Source organism: Hyphomicrobium sp., from assembly GCF_036262015.1.
Classification (GTDB): Bacteria; Pseudomonadota; Alphaproteobacteria; order Rhizobiales; family Hyphomicrobiaceae; genus Hyphomicrobium_C.
The window spans coordinates 708,586-720,884 of record NZ_DATAJR010000009.1; the positions used below are offsets into that span (position 1 = coordinate 708,586).

A 12,299-nucleotide genomic window follows, 5' to 3' on the forward strand; every position below is an offset into this window, starting at 1 on the left:
GCGCATTTCCGGCGCCATACTTCAACCATGGTCTCGCGGCGTCATCCGGCATGCTTTGGACACCAATGAACCCGCACGTGATGGACAAGCCTGACGATCGACAGCAGTCCCGCCGTCCGCAGGCTGCGGCGACGCTGTTCGCGCTGTTCCTCGGCTGTGCTTGTCTATCCGACGGAGCGCAGGCGCAATCTCCAGCCGATTGGCTGACCGGCCTGCAAGGCCAATCAACTCCGCAACCCGATGCGGCGCATCCTGCACAGAACGCGGAGCAGAGTGGCGAGGTGGTCCCGGTCCGAATGGTTGCGCGCCTGACTGCGGACGGGGAAGAAATCGAAGAAGGGCTGGTCTGGCGCGTTTTCCAACATGCGCCAGGAGCCGACGGCCGGAGTATTCAGCTCGCGACCAAGCAGGATGCGCATCCGACATTCAAGCTCAAGACCGGCGATTACATCGTCAACGCATCGTTGGGGCGGGCCCACATCACGCGGCGGATCACGGTGAAGCCCGGCGCGGAACAACCGGCCGAAGAATTCGTGCTCAATGCCGGCGGATTGCGCCTGAAGGCCCTCGTGGCGGGCGCCGAGGCCGCGAGCAATACCGTAAACTACGCGATCTATTCCGACCGAGACCAGACCGACAATCGCAAACTCGTGCTTTCGGCCGCGCGGCCGAACCTCATCATCCGTCTCAACGCGGGCATCTACCACATCGTCTCGACCTACGGCGATTGCAACGCCATCGTCAGCAGCGACGTGACTGTCGAGGCCGGAAAACTCACGGAGGCGTCCGTCACGCATTCCGCCGCGAAGGCAACATTCAAGCTCGTTCCCCGCGCGGGTGGCGAAGCGCTTCCCGATACCCAATGGACGATCCAAACTCCGCAGGGTGAAGAGGTCAAAGAAAGCGTCGGCGCGCTGCCCACTCACATTCTGGCGCCAGGCACCTACACAGTGGTCGCTAAATCGGCGGGCCGCACCTTCCAACGCGAGATCACGCTTGCCAACGGCGAGACAACGCAGGTCGAGTTGGTGATGAACTGATCCGGCGCCAGCGGGCAACAGGCACGCAAACGATCGCTGCCCCCGCTGCTCTCAAAAGTCGTTCAAGACCCAATCGGTCGGGCATCCATGGCGCTGCATAAGGCGCTCGGTCTCATCCAGGTCCGATTTCTTGGCGAGTTCGCGAAACAAGCTGCGCGCAATCTGCCAGTGTTCGCAGGCCGTCGTGAGATCGCCTGCCGCACGGGCGAGCTCCGCAAGCTCAAGACGCGCTTCGGCGATGATCGCCGGGTTCCGCGGCTTTGCGGCGTGGCGCACGCTGGTGCGCAAGTGGTCTGCAGCCGTGCTGGTGCGGCCGTGGGCGATCTCGTCCTTCGCAAGCGACAGGTAAAGACCGGCCAGAGCCCCTTTGTCACCTGCCGCTTCCGCTGCCTGAATGCGCGCGTTCCAATCGATCGCCGCGGGATGTTCGGGCCGCGGTTCCGATGATGCGGCGACAGCTTGTTCAGAAATCGCGACTTCCGACTGCACCGATCCGTCGCCGATCGCGCGCAGCGCGGCAGACTCTGTCCGGGATTTGTTCTGCGGCGTTTGCGGCCGACGCTGACGAAGGATCACTGCCAGAAGCACCAGCAACGGCAGAAGCAGCAGGAGCTTGCCCGCAAGCCCTGAGATTTCAATCGCGGTGACGAATGTGACCACACGGCCCTCCCCCCGACTACCGCAATGGCCCGGCGGACAAGAGCCCGCCTCGGGTCCAAAGATTATTGACGCCGCGCTCGAGTCCCAGCGGCGAACGCAAGCCTATGTTGCGTTCGAAAAGCTCCCCGTAATTCCCTACCTGATGCACCACCTGGTAGCTCCAGTCGCGCGACAGTCCCATGGCCTGGCCCAGATCGGCTTCGAGACCGACGAAGCGGCGAATGTCCACATTCGGTGATGTTCGCAGGCTGTCGATGTTCTGGCTCGCGATGCCGAGCTCCTCCGCGGATATCAGTGCCGCCAGCGTCCAGCGCACGATGGAGAACCACTGCTCGTCTCCTTGACGCACGATCGGACCGAGCATCTCCTTGCTGATCAGCTCCGGCATGATGACGTGCTCAGCCGGATTGATGAAGCGGCTGCGCTCCGCGGCCAGAACGGTGATGTCGCCGGTCAGGACGGTGCAGGCCCCATCGGCATAGGCCTTCACCGCATCGACCCATTTCTCGGCGGTGATGACCTGATAGCGCATCTTGCGCGACTGGAAGAACGTCTCGAGGCCCTGCTCCGCACTCGTCCCGGTCAAGACGCAAACCGTTGTGCCGGACAACTCGAGGACGCTTGCAACTGCGTAGCCCCGCTTGACCAGAAAACCCTGTCCGTCGTGGAAGAGCGTGTCGACGAAACGCACGCCGTTCTCCGTGTCCCGGGATAGCGTGCGTGAGTTTGCCCGCGGCAACAGATCGACTTCACCCGCGGTCAGGGCTTGGTAGCGGTTCGCGGCGGAGACCACTCGAAACTTCACGGCATCGCGTCGCCCAAGCGCCGCGGTGGCGACGGCGCTGCAGAACCCCACATCGAGCCCCGCCCAAGTGCCTTCGCCCGTGACCGACGCGAAGCCGGGCGTACCTTCCGAGATGCCACAGATGACGTGGCCCCTTGCACGGACTTCGTCGAGCGTGGCGGCTTCGGCTTGGCCGCCAGAGGCAAATGCGGCCACGACTGCCAGCGCGAAAGCGAACGCGAACGCCGTGCCGCGGCACAGTCCCACGCCTCCAGGCTTCTGGCGGTCAGCCGTCACGAATACGAGCCTCCGGGTCAACAGAAACATCAGCGGGCGGGGAAAACCTGTCGGAAGCCAGCTCTGGCGGGCCGGCGATCATTTCGTGTACCGTCGCGGCGTCGCGACCGGGGCCGAACAGCCCTCCTCCCCCCGTCACACATCCCGCGTTGCGGTCCGATGGTCAAGCCCTTGACCTACGAGGGAAGTTGCGTCAAAGGGCGCTCGGCGCCGCCCTCCCCCCATCCGTTGCGAAAGGCAAGGATTACCGCGATGACCAAACCGCAAAAGGGTTCCGGAAAATCCCGCCATCCGGCGACGACACTCCTGCACAGCGGCCGAAATGCTCCTGCACAGCACGGCTTCGTTAATCCCCCGGTTTATCGCGGTTCCACTGTTCTTTTTCCGACCCTCGATGCTCTCGAAGCCTACGACCAGCCATTCAAATATGGCCGCCATGGCACGCCCACGACGGCGGCGCTCGAGGAGGCCATCTGCCAACTCGAAGGGGGCGCACGCACGCTCCTCACGGCGTCCGGCTATCAGGCCGTTACAACGGCGATCCTGGCCTTCGTGAAGGCGGGCGATCACATCCTGATGGTTGACAGCGTTTACCAGCCGACGCGCCGCTTCTGCGATACGATCCTCGCGCGGCTCGGCGTGGCAACAACTTATTACGACCCGCTCGTTGGCGCCGACATCGCCGATCTCATTCAGCCCAACACGCGCGTCGTTTTCACGGAAAGCCCCGGATCTCTGACCTTCGAAATGCAGGACATCGGCGCCATTGCGAAGGCTGCGCGTGCGCGTGACGTCGCTGTGATCATGGACAACACCTGGGCGACGCCCCTCTACTTCCGGCCGCTCGCGCACGGTGTCGACGTCTCGATCAATGCCTGCACCAAGTACATCGTCGGTCATGCGGACGCGATGCTCGGCGCGATCACCGCCAACGAGCGGACGGCAAAGCTGCTTGAGGATGCGCGCGCAACGCTCGGCGGATGTCCCGGCTCGGAGGAAACCTATCTGGGCCTTCGCGGACTGCGCACGCTCGCGGTTCGCCTCGAGCGTCATCAACGCTCGGGCCTAGAGGTTGCGCGGTGGCTCGCAGCGCGTCCGGAGGTCGAGCGCGTGCTCCATCCGGCACTCCCCGCCGATCCCGGTCATGCGCTTTGGAAGGCGCAGTATACGGGTGCGTCCGGCCTCTTCTCCGTGATCCTGAAGCCGACACCACGCAAAGCCCTCGCAGCCATGCTCGACGGGCTCGAGCTGTTCGGCATGGGCTACTCGTGGGGCGGCTTCGAGAGCCTCATCATTCCGTTCAATCCAAAGCACTACCGGACCGCAACGGCGTGGACCGCCGAAGGCCCCGCATTGAGGTTGCATATCGGGCTCGATGATGTCGGCGATCTCATTGCGGATCTCGAAGCAGGCTTCGCGCGCCTCAACGCGTCGCGTTGAGCAGGCTATCTGACCGACCCCATCAGACGTCTCACCCAGGGCGTCAGCACGAAGAATGCGATGGCCGCCACACCGGCAAGGGCCGCCTGCCAGAAGAAGTTCCACGCCAACGCGCCGGAGTTGTTGCTGGTGAAGCCGGCCCCCAGCACGCCGGCCAACTTGCTCCCCAGCGCAAAGCCCAGGAACCAGATCCCGAGCACGAGGCCAACAGCCCGCTTGGGCGCCAGCTGTGTCATTGTGCTCAGTCCCACGGGGCTCAGCAATAGCTCACCGACCGTCTGCAGGAAGAAGAGCCCAACCAGCCAGAACGGACTGATGCGTCCCTCTGCCGTCAGCATCGCCGCTGGGACCATCAACAGAAACGAGAGCGACAGGAAGACGAGCGCCAAACCAAACTTCACCGGGCTCGATGGCTGGCGATCTCCAAGCCTCAGCCAAAGCGCGGCGAACAAAGGCGCAAGCAGAATGACGAACAACGAATTCAGCGACTGAAACCACGCCGATGGAAATTGCCAACCCGCAACCTCGGATCGCGTGAGCTGATCCGCAAACAGCGCGATGGTCACGCCGGCCTGCTCGAAGATCGCCCAGAACAGAATGGCCCCAATCAGCAGGACGAACATCGCCCCGTAGCGACGGCGCTCTTCGTCGCGTGAGAAACCGCACCAAACTGCGAGACCCGCGGGCACGAGGACATAGGCCCAACGCAAAGGCTCGAACCCAGGCCGATCGGACACCATGATCAACCCCATGAGGACGAGCGTTCCCCCGACGACCGCCAGGAGGTACGGGATGCCAGAGCCGTCGCTTTCGCGTACGGCTGTCGCCTCCTGACGTTCCCGGACACTTCGGAGGTGCCGCCCGAACAGGACGAAGACGGCCAGTGCGATCAGCATGCCAACGCCTGCAGCTGCAAAACCCCAGTGCCAGCTTGCAAGCGGATCAAACCCCTGCGCCGCGAGCCAACTTTTCATGGTCGCGCTCTGAGCCAAAAAGCCGGTGACGAGCGGGGCAAAGAACCCACCGACGTTGATGCCCATGTAGAAGAGGGAGAAGCCGGCATCGCGCCGGCTGTCCCGCTCGCCGTACAGCGTGCCGACAAGTGCACTGATCATCGGCTTGAACAGACCTGTGCCGATCGCGACGAGGCCGAGTCCGGCGAAGAACGCAGATGGGCCCGCCGCCGCGAGGGTGAAATGCCCCGCGGCAATGATGGTGCCACCGACGAGGACGGCGTTCCACGCGCCGAGGAATCTATCCGCCGCGACACCGCCTGGGATCGAGAGAAGGTAAACGGCCATGGTATAGTTGCCGTAGATCAGGGCCGCTTCCGCAGCCGTCAGTCCAAGGCCGCCCTCGACCGCAGGCGTAACCATGAAGAGGACCAGCAGGGCGCGCATTCCATAGTAGGAAAAGCGCTCCCACATCTCGGCGAAAAACAGGACACCAAGTCCCCGCGGATGTCCTGCCAGTCCGAACTTGGCCAGCACTTCCCCGGAGACAAGCTGTACGTAAGTACTTCGGCGAGATCCCATTGAGAAAGTGTCTGCGAGACACGCGCAGGCCGCAAGGACAACTTCCCGGATGGAGCGCCACTATCGGCGATCGTCCCGCCTCTGATGTTCAAGACGATCGAAGAATGGGTCGGCCTCCTATGCCGACTTATTCTCCCCACAATCGAACGTCTGGATCGTGCCCTCGGAGCTACCCGCGCGTGCGCCCCGAGACATTTCCCTAGACCTTTGGAGTATAGACGGGCGGGACCCGCCTCACTAATTAAGTTGCAGTCCATCAGACCAACAAAAAACAGGCGCGTTTATTGGCGCGACCTGGAGATCCGAGCCCTCAGGAGGAGCGCATGATCCAACAAGCCCTGAACGAAGTTTCGCAACAGATCCGTATTCGTCCGCGCTACGACAATTTTATCGGCGGCCAGTGGGTTGCTCCGGTCAAAGGCCAGTATTTCACCAATCTCACGCCCGTCACCGGCAAGCCGCTCTGCGACATCGCCCGCTCCTCGGCTGAAGACATCGAGCTGGCGCTTGATGCAGCGCACAAGGCCAAGGATGCCTGGGCCAAGACCTCGCCGGCCGAGCGCGCCCGCCTCCTCAACAAGATCGCCGACAAGATGGAAGGCAGCCTCAAGCTGCTTGCCATGGTCGAGACGCTCGACAACGGCAAGCCGATCCGCGAGACCATGGCGGCCGACGTGCCGCTCGCCATCGACCACTTCCGCTACTTCGCCGGTTGCCTTCGCTCTCAGGAAGGCACAATCGCCGAGATCGACCACGACACCGTCGCCTATCACTTCCACGAGCCGCTGGGCGTCGTCGGTCAGATCATCCCCTGGAACTTCCCGCTGCTGATGGCTTGCTGGAAGCTCGCTCCGGCTCTCGCCGCCGGTAACTGCGTTGTCCTGAAGCCGGCCGAGCAGACGCCCATGAGCATCATGGTGCTGATGGATCTCGTCGGTGATATCCTGCCGCCGGGCGTGCTCAACGTCGTCAACGGCTTCGGCGTCGAGGCCGGCAAGCCGCTCGCTCAAAACAAGCGCATCGCCAAGATCGCGTTTACGGGTGAGACGACAACTGGCCGTCTCATTATGCAGTACGCCTCCGAGAACATCATTCCCTGCACCCTCGAACTCGGCGGCAAGAGCCCGAACATCTTCTTCGCCGACGTCGCAGATGCGGATGACGAGTTCTTCGACAAGGCGCTCGAAGGCTTCGCGATGTTTGCACTGAACCAGGGCGAGGTTTGCACCTGCCCGTCGCGTGCGCTCGTGCATGAGAAGATCTACGACCGCTTCATGGAACGCGCGATCGCTCGCGTGCAGAAGATCAAGCAGGGCCACCCGCTCGACGTCACCACCATGATCGGTGCGCAGGCTTCGAATGACCAGATGGAGAAGATCCTCTCCTACATCAAGATCGGCCGTGACGAAGGCGCCAAGGTTGCGACCGGAGGCGAGCGCGCGATCATCTCCGGTGAGACTGCGGACGGCTACTACGTGCAGCCGACCATTCTCGAAGGACACAACAAGATGCGTGTGTTCCAGGAAGAGATCTTCGGACCGGTGGTGTCGGTGACCCGCTTCAAGGATGACGAAGAAGCGCTCGCCATCGCCAACGACACGCTCTATGGCCTCGGCTCCGGCGTCTGGACCCGCAACGGAACGCGCGCGTATCGTTTCGGCCGCGCGATCCAGGCTGGCCGCGTGTGGACCAACTGCTACCACCTCTATCCGGCGCACGCCGCGTTCGGTGGCTACAAGCAGTCGGGCATCGGCCGCGAGACGCACAAGATGATGCTCGACCACTATCAGCAGACCAAGAACATGCTGGTCAGCTACAGCCCGAAGGCTCTGGGCTTCTTCTAGAACCGAGAAGGCCCGGCCAGGCTTTCCCGGTTCGGTTCCCTCCGAGAAACAGCGCGGCCGTAAGGTCGCGCTGTTTTCGTCAAGGCAACCGCTTATTCTAGCGTCATGGCCGTGCCCCACGCGGACGTGGCGACGCCGCGCACCGCGCGGACGGGCGGCCATGGCATTACGGAAAGCACAATCAGGATACCCAGATGACTGAAGCCCGCCCCACACTGCGCTCGCTGTTGGCCCTTCCCGATACGCCAGCATCGCTCTCGAAATCCGCGCTCGTGCTGATCGACTGCCAGAACACCTACCGCGAAGGCATCATGCAGCTCGAAGGCGTCGAGCCTGCTCTTAAGGAGTGCGCGACGCTGCTCAAGCGTGCTCGCGACGCTGGGGCGCCCGTGATCCACATTCAGCACGACGCTGGTCCGGGAAGTCCCTACGACGTGCGCGCGCGTATCGGGGCCATCGCAGACGTCGTGGCACCTGCCGCTGGTGAGAAAGTCATCACCAAGGCCTATCCGAGCTCGTTCGAGCAGACGGATCTCGACGCGGAGCTCAAACGGCTCGGCGTTACCGACCTCGTGCTGGCCGGTTTCATGACACACGTCTGCGTGAACTCGACGGCGCGCGCCGCGTTCAATCATGGATACCGGACGACGGTGGTCGGCAACGCGACGGCGACGCGTGCGTTGCCCAACCCTCTCGGTGGAGAGCTACCGGCGGCCGCTGTGCACAACGGTGCGCTCACGGCATTGGCGGACATCTTCGCAATCGTGGTACCGTCCGGCGAGAAGATCCCGGCTTAAGGGGGTCGAAAGGAGATCTTTATGGTCGAACGTGTAACCGCGACAGCGGACGCTCTGGCGATGATCGAGAAGCTGATGGGCATTCACGGCCCGCTGCTGTTCCATCAGTCGGGCGGCTGCTGCGACGGCAGCGCTCCGATGTGCTACCCGCGCGGCGACTTCCGCGTCGGCGCGCAGGACGTTTATCTCGGCGAAATCGGCGGGCAGCCGTTCTACATGGGCGCTGCTCAGTTCGACTACTGGCAGCACACGCACCTGATCATCGACATGGTGCCGGGACGCGGCTCTGGCTTTTCGCTCGAAGCCCCTGAGGGTGTCCGCTTTCTCACGCGCTCACGCGTCTATTCGGACGCCGAGTACAAGGAACTCGAAAAGATCGGCCCTCCGCCGACCGGCGCCGAACGTCCGGCTACGGCTGCAGCTTAGGCGAGCAGGCCCTGCGGCCTTCTGGGCAGCGATCTGTCAGCCGAACAGATGATGGCTGTGGCGGCCGGGTTTGTCGGGTCAGTCCGAGCAGCGGTCCGACGCCGCGCCCAGCACGATCCACGGGTCTATATAGATCATGGAAGCCCCTCCGCGCTTCCGGACGTCTCATCCGGCGCGGCGGGGCGAACAGTTCGGTACGACTACGAGGCGCGAGCTAGCGCTTGCTGCTCTTGGCAGAAGCCTTTGCTTTCGGCTTCTCAGCAAAGTCTGCGGCTCCGGCAGCGGCCGCGGCAGCAGCCAAAGCTTCGGCAGCGGTGGATTTGCCGTGCATGTCGGTCTTCAGTTTCTGCAGCGCCTTGAGAGCCAGCGGATCCAGTCCCGCGCCACCTTCGTCCAGGTGCGCGAAGATCTGCTTCTTCATGCGCGGCTCCCAGAACTTCTTGATGTGGTCGGCGATGCCAACGACACCCCTCTCCTCACCCTGAGAGCGGAAGAACTTGCCGATATCGTTGGCCATCCGGACCAGGGTGTCGTTAGGGGAGTGCATGCGATTGGACCTCTTTGCGGGCATCGTCCCCAGGCTGAGCAGCGAGGGCTATGCGATGGGGATGGGTAAATATTTCGAACGCATCCGGCCGTGCAATGGCGACCAGGGTGATGCCTGCGGCATGGGCCGTTTCAAGCGCGAGTGCCGTCGGAGCCGAGACGGCAATGATGATCTCGGCGCCGAGCATCGCCGTCTTCTGCACCATCTCAACGGACACTCGGCTCGTCAGAATGACGAAGCCCTTGGTGGGATCGAGCTGACCTCGCGTCACGGCGCCGACGAGCTTGTCGAGGGCATTGTGACGGCCAACGTCCTCGCGCACGAGCGCGATGGCACCGGCGTTGGCGTCCCAGAAGGCGGCGGCATGAACCGCCCGGGTCGCGAGATTTAGCGTCTGCTCCAGCGGAAGCATGGCGAGCGCCTTGTCGATCTCGCGCGCGGTCGTCTTCGCCGTGTCTCCGACCCGTCGCGGCGCAGGCACGGCGGCTTCGAGGCTTTCGACACCACAAAGACCGCAGGCCGTTGGCCCCGCGATACGGCGGCGGCGCTCGGCGTGGGTGCGTCCGCTGTCGGGCACGAGCCACATGCGAGCCTCAAGCCCCTTCTCGTGCTCGACGAGCTCGAACTCCCGGATCTCGGCGATGTCGCGGATAACGCCTTCTGTGATCGAAAAGCCGACCGCGAAATCCTCGAGGTCAGCCGGCGTCGCCATCATGACGGCATGAGTCGAGCCGTCATAGACGAGCGCGATCGGCACTTCTTCCGGGATCAATCGATTCGTGTCGTCGATCCGAGTTTGCGACACCCGGATCGACGGCACGCGGAGAGAGGCCTCCGCCATACAGATTACTCCGCGGCTTCCGCCGGCGCGATGCGGCGGGTGACGTCGGAGAATTCTTCGTACTTCTCCTGGTACTGCGTCGGACCATTCGAACGCGACACCTCGACCGCCGTCACCTTGTACTCGGGACAGTTGGTCGCCCAATCCGAGAAGTCGGTCGTGATGACGTTCGCCTGTGTCATCGGGTGGTGGAACGTCGTGTAGACGACGCCCGTCGCCACGCGGTCGGTGATGAGCGCGCGAAGGGCTGTCTCGCCCGCGCGGCTCCTCACTGTCACCCAATCGCCGTCCTTGACGCCGCGATGCTCAGCATCGAACGGATTGATCTCAAGAATATCCTCGGGATGCCAGGCGACGTTCGCGGTACGGCGGGTCTGGGCGCCGACATTGTACTGCGAAAGGATGCGGCCCGTGGTCAGGATGAGCGGGTAGCGCGCGCCGGTCCGCTCGTCGGTCGGCACATACTCCGTCAGCATGAACTTGCCCTTGCCGCGGTCGAACGTACCGACGTGCATGATGGGCGTGCCCTCGGGGTGCTGTTCGTTGCACGGCCACTGGACCGAGCCCATCTTGCGGATCTTCTCGTACGAGACGCCGGTGAAGGTCGGCGTCAGGCGCGCGATCTCGTCCATGATCTCGGACGGATCCTTATAGTTCCAGTTGAGGCCCAGCTTCTGGGCGATCATCTGCGTGATCTCCCAGTCAGCATAGCCGTTCTTGGGCGACATCACCTTGGCGACCATCTGGATGCGTCGCTCGGCGTTCGTGAATGTGCCGTCCTTCTCGAGGAAGGTGCAGCCCGGCAGGAACACGTGCGCATAGCGTGCCGTCTCGTTCAGGAAGAGATCCTGCACGACGACGCATTCCATGTGCTCGAGGCCAGCAGCCACGTGGTGCGTGTTGGGGTCGGACTGAAGAATGTCCTCGCCCTCGATGTAGATCGCCTTGAAGGTGCCTTCGACGGCGGCGTCGAGCATGTTCGGGATGCGCAGGCCCGGCTCCGGATCGAGCGTGCAGTTCCACTCCTTCTCGAACATCGCACGCGTCGCGGCATCCGAGATGTGGCGATAGCCGGTCAGTTCGTGCGGGAACGAGGCCATGTCGCAGGAGCCCTGCACGTTGTTCTGGCCGCGCAGCGGGTTCACGCCGACGCCCGTGCGTCCCATGTTGCCGGTCGCCATGGCGAGGTTGGCGATGGCCATGACCGTCGTGGAGCCCTGCGAGTGCTCCGTAACGCCGAGGCCGTAGTAGATGGCTGCGTTGCCGCCGGTGGCGTAAAGGCGGGCTGCGCCGCGGATCAGCTCGGGCTTCACGCCCGTGTACTTCTCCATTGCCTCGGGGGAGTTGACCTCCTGCGAGACGAACTCAGCCCACTCCTTGAATTCGTTCCAATCACAGCGCTCGCGTACGAACTTCTCGTTGACGAGGCCCTCGGTGACGATGACGTGACCCATGGCCGTGACGACGGCGACGTTGGTGCCGGGCTGCAGCGGAAGATGGAAATCCGCCTTGATGTGCGGCGACTTCACGAGATCCGTGCGGCGCGGATCGACCACGATCAGTTTGGCGCCTTCGCGGATCCGCTTCTTCATCCGGCTTGCGAACACGGGGTGCCCGTCCGGCGGGTTCGCGCCAATGACGAGGATGACGTCCGTGTTCTCGATCGAGTCGAAGTCCTGCGTGCCCGAGCTTTCGCCGAACGCCGTCTTGAGACCATAGCCGGTCGGCGAGTGGCAGACGCGGGCGCAGGTGTCGACGTTGTTTACGCCGAAACCGGCGCGGATGATCTTCTGGACGAGGTAGGCTTCCTCGTTGGTGCAGCGCGACGAGGTGATGCCGCCGACAGCGGTGCGGCCGTACTGATCCTGGATGCGGCGGAACTCGGACGCGACGCGGCCGATGGCTTCTTCCCAGCTTACCTCGCGCCACGGATCGGTGATCTTGTCACGCACCATCGGATTCAGGATGCGGTCCTGGTGGGTGGCGTAGCCATAGGCGAAGCGGCCCTTGACGCAGGAGTGGCCACGGTTGGCCTTGCCATCCTTCCACGGCACCATGCGCACGACTTCCTCGCCGCGCATCTCGGCC

10 protein-coding genes and 1 pseudogene are annotated in these 12,299 nt (G+C 63.4%); 5 read left to right on the top strand and 6 right to left on the bottom strand.

Annotation, left to right across the window (positions count from 1 at the left end; translation table 11 throughout):
- The first annotated feature begins 50 nt into the window (after nucleotides 1-50).
- The gene (locus VHO05_RS18930; protein WP_329648170.1) at nucleotides 51-1,040 is read left to right on the top strand and encodes a hypothetical protein; all 990 of its coding nucleotides are present in this window, start codon (nucleotides 51-53) and stop codon (nucleotides 1,038-1,040) included.
- A gap of 51 nt (nucleotides 1,041-1,091) precedes the next feature.
- Here VHO05_RS18930 and VHO05_RS18935 read toward each other — a convergent pair whose 3' ends face one another.
- Together VHO05_RS18935 and VHO05_RS18940 are read right to left on the bottom strand one after the other, a co-directional pair.
- The gene (locus tag VHO05_RS18935; RefSeq protein ID WP_329648171.1) at nucleotides 1,092-1,700 is read right to left on the bottom strand and encodes a hypothetical protein; all 609 of its coding nucleotides are present in this window, start codon (nucleotides 1,698-1,700) and stop codon (nucleotides 1,092-1,094) included.
- Between the two features lie 16 nt (nucleotides 1,701-1,716).
- Nucleotides 1,717-2,781, bottom strand: coding sequence for an amino acid ABC transporter substrate-binding protein (locus tag VHO05_RS18940; RefSeq protein ID WP_329648172.1), 1,065 nt, complete (start codon nucleotides 2,779-2,781; stop codon nucleotides 1,717-1,719).
- A 252-nt stretch (nucleotides 2,782-3,033) separates the two neighbouring features.
- Here VHO05_RS18940 and metC point away from each other — a divergent pair, with 252 nt between their 5' ends.
- Nucleotides 3,034-4,221, top strand: coding sequence for a cystathionine beta-lyase (gene metC, locus VHO05_RS18945; RefSeq protein ID WP_329648173.1), 1,188 nt, complete (start codon nucleotides 3,034-3,036; stop codon nucleotides 4,219-4,221).
- 5 nt (nucleotides 4,222-4,226) lie between these two features.
- On the opposite strand, the gene VHO05_RS18950 is transcribed toward metC, so the two are convergent.
- Entirely contained in the window at nucleotides 4,227-5,756 is a 1,530-nt protein-coding gene (locus VHO05_RS18950; protein ID WP_329648174.1) for a peptide MFS transporter, read from the bottom strand.
- A gap of 323 nt (nucleotides 5,757-6,079) precedes the next feature.
- On the opposite strand from VHO05_RS18950, the gene adh reads away from it, so the two are divergent.
- From adh to VHO05_RS18965, 3 genes are all read left to right on the top strand, one after another.
- Nucleotides 6,080-7,600: an aldehyde dehydrogenase gene (adh, locus tag VHO05_RS18955; protein WP_329648175.1), complete on the top strand. Its 1,521-nt coding sequence runs from the start codon at nucleotides 6,080-6,082 to the stop codon at nucleotides 7,598-7,600.
- A 194-nt stretch (nucleotides 7,601-7,794) separates the two neighbouring features.
- Nucleotides 7,795-8,397, top strand: a complete 603-nt coding sequence (locus VHO05_RS18960; RefSeq protein ID WP_329648176.1) for a cysteine hydrolase family protein — start codon at nucleotides 7,795-7,797, stop codon at nucleotides 8,395-8,397.
- Between the two features lie 21 nt (nucleotides 8,398-8,418).
- Complete coding sequence (locus tag VHO05_RS18965; protein WP_329648177.1) at nucleotides 8,419-8,823, top strand: DUF779 domain-containing protein; 405 nt, start codon at nucleotides 8,419-8,421, stop codon at nucleotides 8,821-8,823.
- Between the two features lie 337 nt (nucleotides 8,824-9,160).
- On the opposite strand, the pseudogene VHO05_RS18970 reads toward VHO05_RS18965, so the two are convergent.
- From VHO05_RS18970 to fdhF, 3 genes and pseudogenes are all read right to left on the bottom strand, one after another.
- A pseudogene (locus tag VHO05_RS18970) lies at nucleotides 9,161-9,370 on the bottom strand (formate dehydrogenase subunit delta); the annotation flags it as partial.
- Nucleotides 9,357-10,211 carry a formate dehydrogenase accessory sulfurtransferase FdhD gene (fdhD, locus tag VHO05_RS18975; RefSeq protein WP_329648178.1) on the bottom strand — a complete coding sequence of 285 codons (855 nt, stop codon included), beginning with the start codon at nucleotides 10,209-10,211 and terminating at the stop codon, nucleotides 9,357-9,359. The gene fdhD and the pseudogene VHO05_RS18970, both read right to left, overlap by 14 nt.
- A 5-nt stretch (nucleotides 10,212-10,216) precedes the next feature.
- Nucleotides 10,217-12,299: formate dehydrogenase subunit alpha (gene fdhF, locus VHO05_RS18980; protein WP_329648179.1), on the bottom strand; the 2,083-nt coding region annotated here is incomplete at its 5' end.

Coding starts and splice junctions, on each gene's coding strand:
- adh (WP_329648175.1), top strand. CDS start 6,080: ATGATCCAACAAGCCCTGAACGAAGTTTCGCAACAGATCCGTATTCGT.
- VHO05_RS18960 (WP_329648176.1), top strand. CDS start 7,795: ATGACTGAAGCCCGCCCCACACTGCGCTCGCTGTTGGCCCTTCCCGAT.
- VHO05_RS18965 (WP_329648177.1), top strand. CDS start 8,419: ATGGTCGAACGTGTAACCGCGACAGCGGACGCTCTGGCGATGATCGAG.
- VHO05_RS18950 (WP_329648174.1), bottom strand. CDS start 5,756: ATGGGATCTCGCCGAAGTACTTACGTACAGCTTGTCTCCGGGGAAGTG.
- VHO05_RS18930 (WP_329648170.1), top strand. CDS start 51: ATGCTTTGGACACCAATGAACCCGCACGTGATGGACAAGCCTGACGAT.
- fdhD (WP_329648178.1), bottom strand. CDS start 10,211: ATGGCGGAGGCCTCTCTCCGCGTGCCGTCGATCCGGGTGTCGCAAACT.
- metC (WP_329648173.1), top strand. CDS start 3,034: ATGACCAAACCGCAAAAGGGTTCCGGAAAATCCCGCCATCCGGCGACG.